The sequence below is a fragment of the Paenibacillus sp. 7516 genome (assembly GCF_002272715.1).
Taxonomy (GTDB): domain Bacteria; phylum Bacillota; class Bacilli; order Paenibacillales; family Paenibacillaceae; genus Paenibacillus; species Paenibacillus illinoisensis_A.
Genome location: NZ_NPBI01000034.1, coordinates 31,589 through 48,434, shown reverse-complemented (window position 1 = coordinate 48,434; position 16,846 = coordinate 31,589). Strand labels below are relative to the sequence as shown.

Sequence of the window (16,846 nt, the reverse complement as noted above, 5' to 3'; positions counted from 1 at the left end):
GTATAACCCTGTGGATTGCTTAGACAATTCACAGGGTTATTTTTATTACTTTAGTTTTCGTAATGGATGAATAGTTAACTATATGAGGTTGACGTATAAAGAGATTAAATATATTGTAGATAAATAAAGTCTGTGATATGGAGCCTTAGTAATATTAGCTACAAGGTATTGAGATACTTTTGTTGGTTTAAAGAGAGAAGATCTTTTCAGGTGAACTTTTAATTTTATTACATAGAACGGAGTGAAACGAAATGCTTAAGGAAAAAGTGTCTGAGGAAAACAATTCAGTTAATTATTCAGAACTATTATTTGATCTATCGATCTGGGAAGAGGCGTGGAAGCAGCGGCCGAGGAATCCCAGATACAAGAAGAAGAGTGCGCCATTCGAAACGGAAGAAGCATTTGAACGCTGGGCACGTGACTATCATCGTCAATCCTTTACAGAAGAAGGTAAGCAGCGTTCCGAGCGCATCATGAGCTGGATTGAGAATCAGGGCGTAGATTTTAGTGAGTTATCCATATTGGACATTGGTGCGGCTTCAGGCATTTTTACAATTCCTTTTGCAGAAAAGGGGGCAACTGTCACTGCAGTCGAACCTTCTGAACTGCTTATTTCTTTGATGAAAGAGACAATACCGAGCACATTAGCGTCTAAAATCGAGATTGTTCCTGAACGGTTTGAAGAAATATCGATTCAGGAGAAAGGCTGGGAACAGAAATATGATTTAGCTTTCGCCTCCATGTGCCCCGCAATGTCTGATTGGGAAACCGTTGAACAGGCAATTCAAAGTGCACGCAAATACGTTTATATCAGTGGCATGGCCGGCCCGAGAGTGCATACGTTAATAGACGAGTTAAAAGAGGTACTTCATGTTAATCCGCCTTACCGTTCGGGAGATATGGGATACATACAACAGCTGCTATTCTTGAAGGGTTACGCGTATACGTCGTTAATTACAAATGAAGTTAACACCATTGAGATGCCTGTTCAGCAAGTTGTAGATCATCTACAGGAATGGCTAAACACCTATGGATTGCCTACGGACACAGACTCACTATACAAGGCTGAGCACTATATCCGAAGTGCCTATCCAGATGGCGTGGTTAACTTCCTACGTGGCGGCAGGTTCGGAAAAATACTAATTCAGCTAGACCAGCAGAATATGAAGATTGTTCGTAAGAAGGAAGCTAAGAAATAAAACAAGAAATAAAACAAGAGATAAAATAAGAAATAAAACCATGCATGAATCATTCAAAGGAGCAGACCATCTGCTCCTTTTTCATTCATCATTACAAACAGTTATTTCATCGAAGAGCGAAGAGGCTTCTGTCTACGTTCCCGGTACTGACCTGGAGTAATTCCCTCCCATTTTCGAAACGAACGGATAAAGTTCTGTGGGTTATTGTAACGAAGCCGAGCAGCAATATCCTTAATGGTTAGCTCGGTTTCATCCAACCACATTCGGGCCATCTTGAACCGATACTGTGACAAATATTCACTGAATGCGTAGCCTGTTTCTTTGCTGAACACAGTACTCAAATAGCTCGCATTATAATGGAGCCTACAAGCACACTCTTCGAGTGTCAGATCGGTATCGTATTCCTGATGGATGATGGCAATCATTCTTTCCGAGATCTGCTGATGCTGTGCATACTGCCTTTCTCTGAAAATGTCAACAACCGGTCTAATGATACGGTAAATAAACCATTGTTCGATATCGGCAGCCGTTTGCAGAGCGAGAAGTTCCTGGATCATTGGTCTGTGTCCTGAAGAGATCTGTCCAATTCGTATACCGGACTCCTGCATGATCTGTAATATATGCATCAATAATCGAGTTAAAGCAACCTGGTATTCTTCCTCGGTCCATTCCATATGATACACACGCTGGAGCAACTGTTGTAATAGTACGGAAGCTTCTGCCTCATCTGCAGATTGAATGGATTGCATAAGACGATATTCGAGGGACTCAGGGTAAGGTAGCGTCCACATGGAAGAGTAAATTGAAGCTTCATCATTTTGTTTGACACTAGCTCCCGGTATGGTCTGCTGCTGCAACAGCTTCATGGCTTCAATATACGCCAGGTGTATTTCTGAAAAGGAAGTATGTGGTTGACTGAAACGGATATCCAGCTGAAGATTCAAAACTTCACTCACTCGATGGTGCAGCAGCTCAGTTATTTCGTAAAGTTCTTTTGAAAATACAGAGTTGTCCATTTCTACTGTACCTATTACGGTTACTACAGTCTGTTCCACAATGATCGGAAGGAGTTGTCGATCCTTATCGATGGATTCCTCCACTATATTCTGAACGGCAAATAACAGGAGATCGAGATCGTGATGATCATATTTCGTTTGACTTGCCAAATCGATCTGTAGGGTCAATACGGCCATTTGTTGCCACTGAAAAAGATGATCTCTGTAACCTAGTTCGATCAAGTTTTGGTGCAGCATGCCGGGCGAGCACTTACCTAGAAGCATATTTATCATATACTGAGTGCGTGTCTGCAAAATGTATTGATTTAATTTATACTCCATTTGGGACCGAGAAGCCGACAGCTGAGTAATATGGGTCTTGATCTGCTCGAATTCATTTTGAGGTGAAAAAAAGGATTGTTGCAGTTTCTGATTCGATGAGACTCTGTCAGTGATTCCAAGCTGTGATAGCAGGTTCCGTATGGGGACATGCAGACGCCTTGAACCTAACCATACGAATAATATGGAGAGTAGAAGGAGTATTACGCCGACAGACAAGGAATACAGTCCAATCTCAACATACTCTTGGGATAGGACATTCATAGGTGTAATTAAAATATAAGTCCATCCCTTTAACGGTGTTTTAGCGAAGGTTAAGGAATATTCCGTATCAGCAATTCGAACTTCGCGGTATTCTTTTGGAGCAGCAGACGTATTCGGAGAAAGCAATTCGCTTATGTCCATTTTAGATTCAATATCTTCTATGTTCATTGCCGATAAGGGTTGTCCAATATACATAGGATCGGGGTGAACAAGAATGCGCTGTTCCCGGTTCACAATAATCAATTCTGAAGCAGACATATTCATGTCAACAGATTCAGATACAATAGAATGGTGCAATGAGCATGCAGGAATCCCGCCAATTAAAGCCGAGTCAGAGGGTGCATTCATAAGTGAGATGGATCTGCCGAGCACGATATGATAGTTACATCCGGACGGGAAATCCTGTTCATTATGCTTAAATACAGATGATGGAATCAGCTGCCAGCCAGAGGTCAGGGTTTTGGACAACAAATCTCGCATGGGAAGAGCCAAAGGGAAGTCTGTGTTAAGATATAACCCCGCATGATCGACCAGCCAATCCTGAGCTTCGTTAACTAGCGTAATATCCATTAAGGGCTCCCAGGATCGCATATGTTGAAATTCGGATTGAAGCTGGTTTGCTGTCGTTAATGTACCTGGAAGTGTAGCTGAAAGGGACTGAAGTGTAATAGGAGAGCGAGTCGCCTGATCCAGCATATAACTGACGGTGTTAAGCTTATGCTCGACGCTCGTCTGCATGTGTAAAAGAAGTTGTTTATTTGTTTGCATGCGATGCAGCTCCGTTTGATTCATGGAATACAGAATTGCCGCTATTCCGGCCAGTAGAATAGGCAGGGTACTGAGCAGAATGCCAAACAAGATCATTTTATGAAGATAACTGATGGACCGCACAGCTCCCACTCCTAACTTAAGAATTAGGATCAATACTGCTTCTATTTTAGTAAACGCTTACATTAATAACAACATAAATTTGTTTATATGGATAAAAAAGTATTTAGGTTTTGGGTTAAGAAGGGCTTTTCATTCAACCGCACATCATTTGGGGGAAACGAAATCCTTTTGTAAACGTACATAAGGCTTAAGGGCAGATCATATCAATGGCGATTGCAAGCTCAGATGCGGTTAAGTCTCACTAATCGGATAAGGGTATATAAGGCATCCCAATTACAAGCTCATTGTATGTCGACAGAGGTCTGATGTAAGGACAGACGGAGGTCCAACACCATCCCCGACCTGAGTCTAGGATGAAAAACCGTCCGCGGTCTGTTTTGAAAAGTCCCCGTTTCCCCTAGAATAAAGACATAAGGTTGAACAAGAAACAACAAACACAAACGAGCAAATAAACAAATCAAAATACAAACCGAAAGGGTGGTGAAAAAATTATGAGATGGAATAAGGGAAATGGTTGGGCGATTGTCCTGATTGCGCTGGGAGCTCTCATCCTTTTCGGAAAGTTAACTCCGCTTCTTGGACACCTGATGGGGTATCTGATTCCGATTCTGATGATTGCACTTGGTTATTACGGGGTTAAACGAGGAAATGTAATGCTGGGCTGGATCGTCTTGATCATCGGTATCCTGTCACTGATGGGTAAACTGGCTTGGTTGATCGGACCAATCATCGCCATCGGATTAATCATCTTCGGTGTCTCGATGCTCAGCAACAATCGCAGTCGTCGTGGCCGCTACTAAATTATCACGATCTTGAAAAGGAGGACAGAACATAATGAGTGTATTTCGTCGAATGCGGGATATTACCGTAGCTACATTAAATGAACATCTGGAGCAAAGTCAGGATCCAGTAAAACTGATTGATCAGTTTCTGGTCTCGACCCGCCAAGACATTGGCGAAGCCGAGAAGCTTCGTCATCAATATGCAAGCCATACTAGACAGATGAAGCAGCAAGCCGACCAGGCAGCAAGCATGGTGCACAAACGTGAAGAGCAGGCTTCAATGGCTCTGAAAGCAGGAGAAGAGCATCTTGCGAAACTTGCCCTGCAGGAGAAAATTCTCCATGAAGAAAAGATGGAACAATACAATGAACTGTATGCCCAGAGCAATGCAGCATTACAGGAACTTGATGAACAGATTGACCAGCTGAAAGTGGAGTATCAGAATGTGTACAGCAAACGTCAATACTACTACGCTCGTATGCAAACTATTCAGTTGCAGCAACGAATGAATCAAAGAGGTCATTACAATAATCAGAATGTACCTCGAATGTTTAATCGCCTGGACGACCAAGTCTCTGATCTTGAATATGAGGCACAGAGTCTGAGAGACATTCGCCGCATGAGCCAGGATGGTTCAGGAACAACAGGCAGCATGTCCTCCTCTACCTTGGATAAAGAGCTAGAGCGCCTGAAACAGAAGCTGAACAATGAAAGGAAGGAGTAGTCACATGAATAGATTATACCGCTCGACGCGTAACCGAAGGCTGACAGGTTTGATCGGCGGCATCTCTGAGAATCTTGGTTTTAGTTCGATGCTGCTGCGTCTCATCTTCTTCATCAGTATTTTCGCTACGGGGGGTACATCATTGCTGATCTACTTCATCGCTGCATTAGTGGTGCCGAAGGAACCCTATCCTGCAGATCCATACGGATATGATTCCGTAACAGGATATAAGTAAACGAAAGGAGTAAGCACATGAGCAAATTATACCGCTCAACGCGTGACCGGATGCTAACAGGTTTGATCGGCGGGATATCCGAATCCATTGGGATGGACTCCACGCTGCTGCGGATCATCTTCGTCATCAGTATCTTTGTAACAGGCGGCACAGCGTTGTTAATCTACTTTATCGCAGCCCTGGTGGTACCGAAAGAACCGTTTCCACCTTATGATCCGTACGGTTACGGTCCTGGTCCCGGTCCTGGCAGAGGATACAACAGCTATGATCACGACCCGAACAGAGGACCTTTCCGGGGCAACAATCAAGGTCACGGTGGCTTCGGTCCCGGCCCAGGTTACAATAACAGACCCAATTCGGGCCCACGTTCTTACGATAATAACAGCTATGGAGCGGGTGCACCTCAAGAGAGTGAACTGGATTCCATGATGAAAGATATTGAGAAAAAAGCATTGAAAAAAGAAGTTGAAGAGCTTCGCCAAAAATTATCTCGTTACGAGAAGGGAGAAAAGTAAAATGGGAGTATTTAAACGGATTAAGGACATGACTAAAGCGTCGGTAAACGATATGTTGGATAAAGTGGAAGATCCGATTGTAATGTTGAACCAGTATTTGCGTGACATGGAGGCAGAGATCCATGAGGCTGAAGTAACAGTAGCCAAACAAATGGCAAACGAGCGTCGCATGAAGCAGCGTCTGGACGAAGCGGAGCGTACATCGGTACAACGCGAGTCCCAAGCTGAAGCTGCGCTTGCTAATGGTCAGGAAGAAGTAGCTCGCAAATTGCTGGAAGAGAAAATCTACTTTGATCAAAAAATTACGGAGTACAGTGAACTGCACGCACAATCTGAAGCACAAGCCAAAGACTTGCTGCAACAGCTTCATGACATGAAAGACGAGTTCTACAAAATGCGTAACAAACGCAATGAGCTCGTATCCCGTGCCCAAATGGCGAAAGCCAAAAAGCAAATGTCTTCCATCAACAGCTTGCATTCGATCGAAAGTGGTAGTGCATCGCTTGGATTCCATCGTATGGAAGAGAAAATCATGCAGCTGGAAGCAGAAGCAGACGTATCCCGTGCACCTTACCGGAACACACAATCTACGTATACGAATCCTGTAGATGTTGAGAAACAATTCAAGGTAGATCAACAATTGCAAGCTCTGAAGAACAAACTGGGCAACGGATCAAAAAATGAAACAGGCGGCACTTCTAAAGAATAACTGTTCGCTCAGCAGACAATATGATATTCTATAAATCGTGAATAAAGAACGGTTTGTAGAACAAAGGTTAAGCCATACAGGTCATTATCGCCTGGTATGGCTTTTCCAACGAATAGGGAAAATCAACTTGCAGAGGAGGTGCGGCAGAGATGAACAAAAAAGAACAATGGCTTGCATTTGCGATCATTATTATCGGTATAATCATGCTATTGAATCAGCATATTAATCTGCTGACAGCTGCCGCACTGATCCTGTTAACGATTGGAATGGTCCAGGTTCGTAAAGGAGATGCGCACAAAGGTCACCGCTACTTGGCGATTGGTGGATGTCTTCTGCTGCTTGGGAACCTGATGATTGTATTTTTAATTGTACTGGCTTCACTAGCCTATTTTTATTCCAAAAACAAAAAGATGCATCTGCATGGCGATGTCATGCGCAAACAGAATTTTTTGGCCCGCTACTACTGGGACCAGGTGCCTTGGACGTTACGAAGCATGAGCCTATGGCACGCTATTGGTGAAGTCAATGCAGATCTGTCTCTCTCCATTCCGGAAGAAAAACAGACCATTGTATTGTTACAAGGGGTTATGGGAAATGTTCGGTTGACACTGCCTGAGGATTACGGAGTAGAGATTGAGGCTTCGGTCATGTTTGGACGAATTAGTCTGAATGGGGAAAAAGACAGTGGCATGATGAACAAGTTGATATGGAGAACACCTGGTTATGAAACCAGTGAACATAAAGCAAAATTTGTTATTTCTTATATTGTTGGCGACCTAAGCATTCGTAATCCGTAATAAATCAATAAGTGAAGAAAAGGAGGAGACCCGGTTGAAGACAAAACGACATACCGACATGGTAACCCGAAGTATGGGTGAAGGGATCCTCCTTGTTTTCATTGTGCTCGCTGTTATCTTATATGTGTTGTATACATATGGTTATCTTGCTCCGTTTGCTGGATGGAGGCATCTGATTCAGTCTGGCTTAGCGCTGGTTTTATTGCTGATAGGCATCGGAGCGGCTTTTGGCTTCTATCAGAGTTACCGGGTCAAACGCAGGCTTGAATTGCTGCGGGAAACCCTTTTACAATGGGAAAAGGGATCTCTATCGCGCACCGTACCCGATCTGGGGATCGACGATGTAGGGCGTTTAAGCGAACAGCTCGGACGGATCGGCAAGAAGTGGGAAGATCAGGTTACCTCACTGCAACGATTATCGACCAATAATGCACAGCTCGCAGAGCAAGCCAGAATCACGGCAATTGTGGAAGAGCGGCAGCGATTGGCCCGAGAGCTGCATGATGCCGTATCCCAGCAGTTGTTTGCCATTTCGATGACTGCCACAGCGGTTGGACGAAAGATGGAAAAGGACTTTGCACGTGCCCAGCGGCAGGTGGCGTTAATTGAGGAGATGGCTTCGGTAGCCCAATCCGAGATGCGGGCTTTACTTCTGCATTTGCGGCCGGTGTATCTGGAAGGCAAACATTTGGAACAGGGCCTGAAAGATCTTGTCATGGAATTAAAAACCAAAGTACCCATGGACATTGTGCTTGAGATGGATGAAGATATCGATTTGGTCAAAGGCATTGAGAATCATCTGTTCCGTATTATTCAGGAAGCGATGTCCAATACATTGCGCCATGCTAAGGCAGAAAAAATGGAGATTCGGCTGCAGCGCCGGACCGATGCAATTCGTGTGCTTATTCGTGATGATGGTCAGGGCTTCGATCTGGATGACCAGAAGCAGGCTTCCTATGGTCTGGCCAACATGCGGGAACGTGTTACGGAGATCGGTGGAGCCATTCAATTTGTTACGGCACCAGGTAAGGGAACACGAATTGAGATAACGATACCTTTGATGAGCGATGAAAGTGAGGAAGAACATGTCAATGGAACCGGAAGTAGAAACGGAGACGGAAACGTCGATCAAAGTGTTGCTCGTGGATGACCATGAAATGGTACGGATTGGCCTCGCGGCCGTGCTCGATACGGAGGACGGGATTGAGGTTGTGGGTGAAGCGGGAAGTGGCGAGGAAGGCATTCGACTGGCACAGGAATATAAGCCTGACGTTGTTCTGATGGATCTGGTCATGGAAGGTATGGACGGGATCGAGGCTACCCGGCAGCTGCTCAAAATGTATCCGGAATGCAAAGTCATCGTACTAACCAGTTACTTGGATGATGAGAAGATGTATCCCGTTATTGAGGCAGGCGCCTTCAGCTATCTGTTAAAGACATCAAGAGCCAATGAAGTGGCAGATGCCATTCGTGCTGCGGCACGTGGACAATCGGTTCTGGAATCACAGGTGGCCTCCAAAATGATGAATCGATTCCGGCAGCCACAGGCAGCAGCGCCAGCGCATGAAGAGCTTACAGACCGGGAGATGGATGTGCTTCGTTTACTTGCGAAGGGCAAGTCCAATCAGGATATAGCCGATGATCTGATCATTGGTATCAAAACAGTCAAGTTCCATGTAACGAATATCCTGGCCAAACTTGGCGTGGATGACCGGACACAAGCAGCCATCTATGCCTATAAAAATGGTCTAGCAGAGTAAGAAGATTGTAGTGTGAACGACTTTAATTAGCAAATTCATTGAACAAGTAAACGTACTTAACGAATTTGAATAGCATAGATAGGCAAGTGGAAAGGTCTGCTCTACCATGCAAGTGGTGGAACGGGCCTTTTTTGTGTTTTCCGAAGAAGTTTAGCAAATGGGGAAAGGGGGCATGCTGTTGATAGATTCATAGAATGAAAGAGAGAGCGGAGGATAACCATGTTAAATCGTTGGATGTCTGCAGGTATAGTGGCATTGGCACTTATTATTGTTATAGGTATGACGAAGGCGTATGCAGGGAGTAGCGAGTCAGAAGGTGCCAAGTTGGAACAGTTGATACATACTTCGAACGCAGCGATGGATCAGGTGGAACGAATGATTATCAAATGGCAGGGACAAGGGACAGGGAGTGCAGAGGAACAAGCAGGCCGGTTATCGGAGCAATTGGGACTGCCGCGACCGATTTTGGGAAGCCAGACAGGTCATGATGTATATCGCAGCGAGATTCAGGCTGATGGAAGTCATGCGGGCATATTGGTAAATGCCGTCGTGACTGGAGAAAACGGATACTATGTTATTGTACAGTTGGCGGGTAATCGTTCCACCGAATTAAGCGAACTCATTTCCCTGCATGAACAGGTAGATCAGCTGCTTGCAAATTCTGAGGTGGAAGCGACATGGAACCTTGCAGTTCAGGGCAGAGGAACAACCGATGCCTCGGTTAGCAATCAACTAGGAGAGACAGAGGCTAAGCTGTCTGGCCAGCTGGGTATGCATGCAGCTGAGCGTTATACGGATGACAATACAGCAAGCGTGTCCTACCGTGTCCCTGAGCTCCCGACTGCCATCCAGAGTGGCTCGGATGTTCTAAACATGCAGGTTGCTGTACATCAGGATCACGATAAGGGAAGCAATCGTATTACGTTAGGTTTTCCGGTAATCACTATAGAATATTGAAATGATATTAGGTGAATTTATAAGCTCGATCATGAATTATTTATAGATGGATTTTTCAGAAAAATGTTTGGAGGAATAAAGGGTTCCTTTATCAGGAAAATTAGTGCAACCCTTCAGGCAATATGCTAAAATGGCATCACATCCAAGAGGAAGCTACTGGTAATTGTCGGTTGTATGTTGTGCATATATAACACCATTACATAGCTCGGGAAGAGCAGAGAAAGAGTCTTCCCGGAAGGAAGAGGAGCCCATGGTCGAAAAACAAATGCGAGATGAAGTGCAGACGCCAGGCGCAGTATTTTTCATTTTTGGAGCAACGGGTGATTTGGCCCGCCGGAAGCTGTTTCCGGCAATCTATAGTCTTTACCGTGAAGGCAAGCTAGCCGAAGACTTTGCGGTTATTGGTGTAGCCAGACGTCCGAGGACACCAGAACAATTCCGGGAAGACATCCATGAATCCATTAAGGAGTTCTGCCGTTATCCGGCAGGTGAACCTGATGAGTGGAATGCGTTTGTCGAACATTTTGAGTATAAATCTCTTGATATTAATAACGTGGATGGCTTCAGAGAGTTACGGGATCAAACAGAAAGCCTGGAAGCGAAGTTTAACACGCCAGGCAACCGGCTGTTTTATCTGGCACTGGCTCCAGAGCTGTTCGGCAGTGTCTCCTATAGTTTACGTGATGGCGGAATGCTGGAGAGCCGAGGCTGGAACCGGCTTGTCATTGAGAAACCATTTGGGTACGATCTGCAATCAGCAGAGCAATTAAATGAGCAGATCCGTGAAGTGTTCCGTGAAGAGGAAATCTATCGGATTGACCATTATCTGGGCAAGGAAATGGTGCAGAATATTGAAGTGATTCGCTTTGGTAATGCATTTTTTGAGCCGCTCTGGAATAACAAACATATTGCGAATGTTCAAATCACGCTTGGTGAGACGGTTGGTGTGGAGGAACGTGGGGGTTACTACGATCATTCCGGTGCCCTGCGGGATATGGGGCAGAATCATATGCTTCAGATGCTGACGATGATTGCCATGGAGCCGCCAAGCCGTCTATTTCCCGAGGATATTCGGGATGAGAAGGTTAAGGTGCTGCGTTCCCTACGACCATTTACGTCCGATGAAGAAGTGAGCAATAACGTTGTCCGTGGACAGTATACGGAGGGGGAGTACCGGGGCAAACAGCTTCCGGGATATCGTCAGGAGGACAAGGTTGATCCGGAGTCGAATACCGAGACTTATTTTGCTGCGCGTGTATTTGTGGATAATTTCCGCTGGGCGGGTGTACCTTTTTACATTCGGACAGGCAAACGTCTGCCGGTGAAAACGACCGAGATCGTGGTTGAATTCAAGTCCATGCCGAACAATGTATATCTGGGCAAAAAATATAAACTGGAACCGAATCTGCTCGTCATTCGGGTGAATCCGATGGAAGGCATCTATATTAAAATCAATGCCAAGAAGCCGGGCTCGGACTCCGAAATTCAGCCGCTCGCAATGGACTTCTGTCAGAGCTGTATGATTGGAATCAACTCGCCAGAAGCGTACGAGCGACTGCTGCATGATGCGGCAGAAGGAGATTCCACGTACTTCACCCGTTGGGATGAAGTGGCGACCGCATGGTCTTTTGTCGACCGTATTGCTTCCGCATGGGCTGGAAATCATGGAGAACTGCATACGTATCCTGCAGGCACATGGGGACCGGAAGCGACAGGGAAGTTGCTGGAGCAGGATGGTTTCCACTGGTGGCCGGTGAATGGGCAGGACGAAGACAGTGTTATTTGGCAAGTAAACAACTAATCCAGTAAATCATGTGTAAAGAAGCCTTGGATAGGACGTGAGTGCGCGTTCTTCCGGGCTTTTTTTGCGTAGGTGAGAGAAAAGAATAATAAGGAAATAAATAAATAAAAATAAGTTGTTGACAAAAAGTAAGTGAATAACTTATACTCAACTCAAGAGTTAAAGAAATTACGCAAAAAGAAAAACGGACGAAGGAGTTCTAAGGAGTTCCTCGAACCGATAGATTATTCATGAGATGAAATTTGAACCAGGTGAAGGGGTTACGAACACATTCATGAAGGAACATTTTAGCATAATATCTTTAATCTAAGAATACTATTTTGTAACTATTTGAATGGAGGAAAAGGACATGTTGGATGTAGGACTTTTGTTAATTCGTTTGGTGATCGGTTTGTCGTTTATGGCTCATGGTGCACAGAAATTGTTTGGTTGGTTCGGGGGTTATGGGATCAAGGGTACAGGCGGATGGTTTGAGTCCATGGGCATGAAGCCTGGCGCACTCGTTGCACTGCTGGCAGGTTTGGCGGAATTCGGTGGCGGCTTGCTGCTGGCTCTAGGTCTGCTGACTCCAGTAGGTGGCATTCTGATTGCACTGACTATGGTAATTGCGATTGTGAAAGTTCATGGTGCGAATGGATACTGGTCTACACAAAACGGTTTTGAGTATAATCTCGCGATCCTGGTGGTCGGTGTGGCATTGGCTCTGACCGGTGGAGGACAATACGCACTGGATGCATTAATTTTCTAAAATGAGCTACGAACGTGAAATAGGAGTACCTGGATGCCATTCTATTGGCTGAAAGGTGCTCTTTTTTTGTGATTGGAAAAGTGAAGAATGCTTTGCAGGTAATCGGTTATTTTCGGTAAAGATTATGGTACAATAGGAGAGTTGGGTAAGAAGCAGGTTAACGGTTTGTTATAGCAGCACAGGAATAGGGAGGATGAACTCCGTTGTAAATGTGTAAAATTAAACCTAATGTGCAAAAATCGAAGGAAACAATCAACCGGTATCGCCGGATTGCATAAAAGATTGAGATTAGACCGGCCAGGCCGGTAATTAACGTTGAATGAACGGATGAAAGGGATAGAACCTATGAGCAAAGCAGATAACATTCTTCAACAGGAAGTGGACAAACGCCGGACGTTTGCCATTATCTCTCACCCGGATGCGGGTAAAACCACCTTGACCGAGAAGCTGTTGCTGTTCGGGGGCGCGATTCGTCTCGCCGGTACGGTCAAAGCGCGGAAAGCAAGCAAGCACGCTACAAGTGACTGGATGGAAATCGAGAAACAGCGGGGGATCTCGGTTACATCTTCCGTCATGCAGTTCGATTACCTGGGTCATCGTGTAAACATTCTGGATACACCGGGTCACCAGGACTTCAGTGAAGATACCTATCGTACACTGACGGCTGCAGACAGTGCAGTCATGTTGATTGACGTGGCCAAAGGTGTCGAGGCACAAACCATCAAGCTGTTCCAAGTTTGTGCGAAGCGCGGCATTCCAATCTTCACATTCATCAACAAGCTGGACCGTGAAGGACAAAGCCCGTTTGACCTGATGGAAGAGCTCGAAAACGTACTGGGTATTCGCTCGGTACCAATGAACTGGCCGATTGGTACAGGACGCGATCTGTGCGGCGTGTATGACCGGATGAAAAACCAGGTGGAATTGTTCCAAGGGGACGATCACTCCACGATTAAAGTGCAAAAAGTAGACGGCTACGAAGATCCGATTATCCGCGAGATGGCGGGAGAATATCTTCATGACCAGCTGTGTCAGGATCTGGAGCTTCTGGATGTAGCGGGAGATCAGTTCGACATGGAGAAGGTACAACGTGGAGAGCTGACACCGGTATTCTTCGGTAGTGCCATCAACAACTTTGGTGTGCAGACATTCCTGGAGAACTTCCTGCAGTTGGCTCCTAAGCCTGAGCCACGTCACAGTACGGCGGGTGAGATCGAGCCGACGAATGAGAAATTCAGCGGATATGTATTCAAAATCCAGGCAAACATGAACCCGGCACACCGCGACCGTATCGCGTTCCTGCGGATTGTATCCGGTAAATTCCAACGGGGGATGAGCGTTAAGCATAACCGCGTGGGGAAAGAGATTAAGCTGTCCCAACCACAGCAATTCCTGGCTCAGGACCGGGATATCGTAGAAGAGGCATATGCTGGCGATATCATCGGATTATTTGACCCGGGTATTTTCCGGATTGGTGATTCGCTTAGTCAGGGAAGTGAGGTTGTATTTGATGAAATGCCAACCTTCTCGCCAGAGATTTTTGCCAAAGTAACCGTCAAAAATGCATTGAAACATAAACAGTACCAAAAGGGTATCGACCAGTTGACGGAAGAAGGAACGATTCAGGTCTTTAACACCGTAAGTTTCGATGAAACACTGCTTGGTGTTGTAGGTCAGCTCCAGTTCGAGGTATTCGAATACCGGATGAAAGGCGAGTACGGGGTAGATGTGCAGCTGCAGCGCATGCCTTATCAGTTTGCTCGCTGGATCGTGGACGAGAATCTGGATCCGAGCAAGTTCCGGATTAACTCTACCCTGGTAAAGGATAAAAAGGGGAATTACGTTGTCCTGTTCGAGAATGAGTATGCGATGAGAACAGCAATGGACAAAAACCCGACAGCTCAATTTCTTGAGACAGCTCCATAAGTTTAGCTCTTAAAATGAAGCCAATATAATAATGGCAGTAATACAGCAATGGTAAAGATCCCTCCGCCTTCTGGCGGGGGGATCTGTTGCTTTGCACCTTACTTAGATGGCAGGTATGATCCAGTCGGATAAGGGAAAGCTTTCTTTTGCAGGCAGAACAAACGTGATGACGGTTACCGATCCCTTTCAATGCCTCGATTAGCGAAGCGGTTGAACGGGGATGGTGTGCAGATGCTCCTGCGCGACTTGAATCAACTCATCCTGCTTCGCAGAATCAGTGTTCTTCCAGATCATTTCGAAAATGGCACCTAGTCCGGGCAATGCGGCTTCCGGTCCGTCAACAGAACCTTCAATCATTTCCCGGAGCTGATCATCACTTTTGTCATGAACTTTATGAACAATCGCTTCACGCAGGCTTAATGTAATTGGCATCGCAATTCCCTCCTCGTATATTCGGCTGCTCCTATACTGTTCCCTGGGAAGCGTGAGCGCATTCAAGTTTATCCGGCTTTGTGGTATACTACGAAGGATATTTAAGTAAGCATTGACATCTGAAAGGATGGCAAGAGCTGAAGTGCAGCGGGAGGTTAAGACCCTAATGGCTAAGAAACAGTATGCCGTAATTGGCATGGGGCGGTTCGGATCAAGTGTGGCCAATGCGCTGAGCGGTATGGGATTCGACGTACTGGCAATTGATGCGGACGAGCAGCGGACGCAGGAAATGTCCAATGTGGTGACTCATGCTGTATCGGCAGATTCAACGGATGAAGAAGCGCTACGAGCGCTGGGCATACGAAATTTCGACGTTGTCGTTGTGGCAATCGGTGAAGATATTCAGGCGAGCATTTTGACGACCCTGATTTTGAAAGATATGGGTGTACCGGTTCTGATCGTCAAGGCACAAAATGAGCTTCATGGTAAAGTGCTGCAAAAGATTGGAGCAGACAAGGTCATTTACCCTGAGCGGGATATGGGGCTGCGTGTAGCCCATCATTTGACCTCCCCGAACATACTGGATTACATTGAGCTATCTGAAGATTACAGCATATTGGAGATGAGAGCCTCCGAGCAGATGATCGGCAAAAATCTGTTGGAGCTTAACATTCGTGCACGCTTTGGTTGTAACGTCATGGCGATTCGCAGCGGGAATTCCATGAATATCTCTCCGTATGCTGAAGATCGGATTGAAGCTGGGGATGTATTGATCATAGTGGGCCACAAAGACCATTTGACGAAAATGGAGCTTGCCTATCCGAAGTGATCTCTCGGAGTCACCCGGAGTAAATTGAACGGCAGACGGGAAGGATGGAAAGATGGATATCGTATCACCGCAAAATACACGTGTGAAGGAATGGGCACAGCTGCTGGAGAAAAAGCACCGTACCCGTCAGCATAAATATCTCATAGAAGGCATTCACCTGGTTCAGGAAGCATTACGTGCACAGGCTGATCTGGAATGCATCGTTTATGATGGTGAGCAAGGAGTACCTACGGAACTGGCTGGCCTTGAGGGACCACTTCAACGTATAGAATGGATCAGCGTATCGCCGGCTGTGATTGCCAAATGTACGGATACAATGACACCTCAGCCTGTTTTTGCCATTGTTCGGAAAGGTCGTGAGCCGCTGGAAAGCCTGCTCTCTGGAGAGCGTCGGCTCGTTGTGGTGCTGGATGGAGTGCAGGACCCAGGTAATGTAGGGACGATCATTCGCAGTGCTGACGCAGCCGGAGCAGCCGGTGTGGTGCTAGGTGCAGGCTCTGCCGACGTGTATAATCCGAAGACCATTCGTTCAACGATGGGATCATTGTTTCATTTGCCCATTGTGGAAGGGCAGTTGGAATCTTTGCTTCCGGAAGCGAAAGCAGCGGGCGTGAAGCTCGTAAGTACCTCTTTGCAGGCAGAGTACTCATGTTATAGCTATGATTTTACTCAATCCGTTTGGCTTGTGATTGGCAATGAGGGTAAGGGGATATCCGAGTCTACGGCAAGGCTTGTGGATGATGCAATTACGATACCGATGCAGGGACAAGCTGAATCGTTGAATGCCGCAATGGCGGCGACGATTTTGATGTTCGAAGCGATGAGACAGCGGATGGTTTAGTTATAGATCGGTAAGTAGTATGTGCGATATAGGACAAGGATTTAAGAAAAACAAATTAAGCTTATTCCTACTTATGTGAGAGATAGGGATGAGCTTTTTTCT

The 16,846-nt window shown here is 45.8% G+C and carries 17 protein-coding genes; 15 read left to right on the top strand and 2 right to left on the bottom strand.

Translation table 11 applies throughout. From position 1 onward, the window contains the following. The first annotated feature begins 251 nt into the window (after nucleotides 1-251). A complete protein-coding gene (locus CHI14_RS24865; RefSeq protein ID WP_095292224.1) occupies nucleotides 252-1,199 on the top strand; it encodes a class I SAM-dependent methyltransferase in 948 nt (315 codons plus the stop codon). Nucleotides 1,200-1,300: 101 nt separating this feature from the next. Here CHI14_RS24865 and CHI14_RS24860 read toward each other — a convergent pair whose 3' ends face one another. After that, on the bottom strand, nucleotides 1,301-3,688 hold the full coding sequence (locus CHI14_RS24860) for a helix-turn-helix domain-containing protein (protein ID WP_095292223.1): 2,388 nt from the start codon (nucleotides 3,686-3,688) through the stop codon (nucleotides 1,301-1,303). Between the two features lie 491 nt (nucleotides 3,689-4,179). Between CHI14_RS24860 and CHI14_RS24855 the strand changes: the two genes are divergently transcribed. The 12 genes from CHI14_RS24855 (at nucleotide 4,180) to CHI14_RS24800 (ending at nucleotide 14,642) form a co-directional block, all read left to right on the top strand. Beyond that, nucleotides 4,180-4,488 (top strand): LiaF transmembrane domain-containing protein, encoded by a 309-nt coding sequence (locus CHI14_RS24855; protein ID WP_095292221.1) that lies wholly within the window; start codon nucleotides 4,180-4,182, stop codon nucleotides 4,486-4,488. A 34-nt stretch (nucleotides 4,489-4,522) separates the two neighbouring features. Continuing rightward, nucleotides 4,523-5,194 carry a PspA/IM30 family protein gene (locus CHI14_RS24850; protein WP_095292220.1) on the top strand — a complete coding sequence of 224 codons (672 nt, stop codon included), beginning with the start codon at nucleotides 4,523-4,525 and terminating at the stop codon, nucleotides 5,192-5,194. Nucleotides 5,195-5,198: 4 nt separating this feature from the next. Further along, complete coding sequence (locus CHI14_RS24845) at nucleotides 5,199-5,429, top strand: PspC domain-containing protein (protein WP_095292218.1); 231 nt, start codon at nucleotides 5,199-5,201, stop codon at nucleotides 5,427-5,429. Between the two features lie 17 nt (nucleotides 5,430-5,446). After that, nucleotides 5,447-5,944 (top strand): PspC domain-containing protein, encoded by a 498-nt coding sequence (locus tag CHI14_RS24840; protein WP_095292217.1) that lies wholly within the window; start codon nucleotides 5,447-5,449, stop codon nucleotides 5,942-5,944. A 1-nt stretch (nucleotide 5,945) separates the two neighbouring features. Continuing rightward, the gene (locus CHI14_RS24835) at nucleotides 5,946-6,653 is read left to right on the top strand and encodes a PspA/IM30 family protein (protein ID WP_095292215.1); all 708 of its coding nucleotides are present in this window, start codon (nucleotides 5,946-5,948) and stop codon (nucleotides 6,651-6,653) included. Nucleotides 6,654-6,802: 149 nt separating this feature from the next. Continuing rightward, entirely contained in the window at nucleotides 6,803-7,450 is a 648-nt protein-coding gene (gene liaF, locus CHI14_RS24830) for a cell wall-active antibiotics response protein LiaF (protein ID WP_095292214.1), read from the top strand. A gap of 34 nt (nucleotides 7,451-7,484) precedes the next feature. Further along, nucleotides 7,485-8,600, top strand: a complete 1,116-nt coding sequence (locus CHI14_RS24825) for a sensor histidine kinase (protein ID WP_095292213.1) — start codon at nucleotides 7,485-7,487, stop codon at nucleotides 8,598-8,600. Continuing rightward, on the top strand, nucleotides 8,542-9,210 hold the full coding sequence (locus tag CHI14_RS24820; protein WP_095292211.1) for a response regulator transcription factor: 669 nt from the start codon (nucleotides 8,542-8,544) through the stop codon (nucleotides 9,208-9,210). Before CHI14_RS24825 ends, CHI14_RS24820 begins: the two co-directional genes overlap by 59 nt. A gap of 219 nt (nucleotides 9,211-9,429) precedes the next feature. Further along, nucleotides 9,430-10,167: a YwmB family TATA-box binding protein gene (locus CHI14_RS24815; protein WP_095292210.1), complete on the top strand. Its 738-nt coding sequence runs from the start codon at nucleotides 9,430-9,432 to the stop codon at nucleotides 10,165-10,167. A 250-nt stretch (nucleotides 10,168-10,417) separates the two neighbouring features. Beyond that, nucleotides 10,418-11,968: a glucose-6-phosphate dehydrogenase gene (gene zwf / locus CHI14_RS24810; RefSeq protein WP_095292209.1), complete on the top strand. Its 1,551-nt coding sequence runs from the start codon at nucleotides 10,418-10,420 to the stop codon at nucleotides 11,966-11,968. Nucleotides 11,969-12,317: 349 nt separating this feature from the next. Continuing rightward, a complete protein-coding gene (locus CHI14_RS24805) occupies nucleotides 12,318-12,716 on the top strand; it encodes a DoxX family protein (protein WP_053783291.1) in 399 nt (132 codons plus the stop codon). A 345-nt stretch (nucleotides 12,717-13,061) separates the two neighbouring features. Beyond that, nucleotides 13,062-14,642: a peptide chain release factor 3 gene (locus tag CHI14_RS24800; protein WP_095292207.1), complete on the top strand. Its 1,581-nt coding sequence runs from the start codon at nucleotides 13,062-13,064 to the stop codon at nucleotides 14,640-14,642. Between the two features lie 198 nt (nucleotides 14,643-14,840). Here CHI14_RS24800 and sspI read toward each other — a convergent pair whose 3' ends face one another. Then, nucleotides 14,841-15,074 carry a small acid-soluble spore protein SspI gene (sspI, locus tag CHI14_RS24795; RefSeq protein WP_095292206.1) on the bottom strand — a complete coding sequence of 78 codons (234 nt, stop codon included), beginning with the start codon at nucleotides 15,072-15,074 and terminating at the stop codon, nucleotides 14,841-14,843. Between the two features lie 127 nt (nucleotides 15,075-15,201). Here sspI and CHI14_RS24790 point away from each other — a divergent pair, with 127 nt between their 5' ends. Continuing rightward, nucleotides 15,202-15,903 (top strand): potassium channel family protein, encoded by a 702-nt coding sequence (locus CHI14_RS24790; protein WP_095292232.1) that lies wholly within the window; start codon nucleotides 15,202-15,204, stop codon nucleotides 15,901-15,903. Nucleotides 15,904-15,955: 52 nt separating this feature from the next. Beyond that, on the top strand, nucleotides 15,956-16,744 hold the full coding sequence (locus CHI14_RS24785) for a TrmH family RNA methyltransferase (RefSeq protein ID WP_095292204.1): 789 nt from the start codon (nucleotides 15,956-15,958) through the stop codon (nucleotides 16,742-16,744). Nucleotides 16,745-16,846 lie beyond the last annotated feature (102 nt).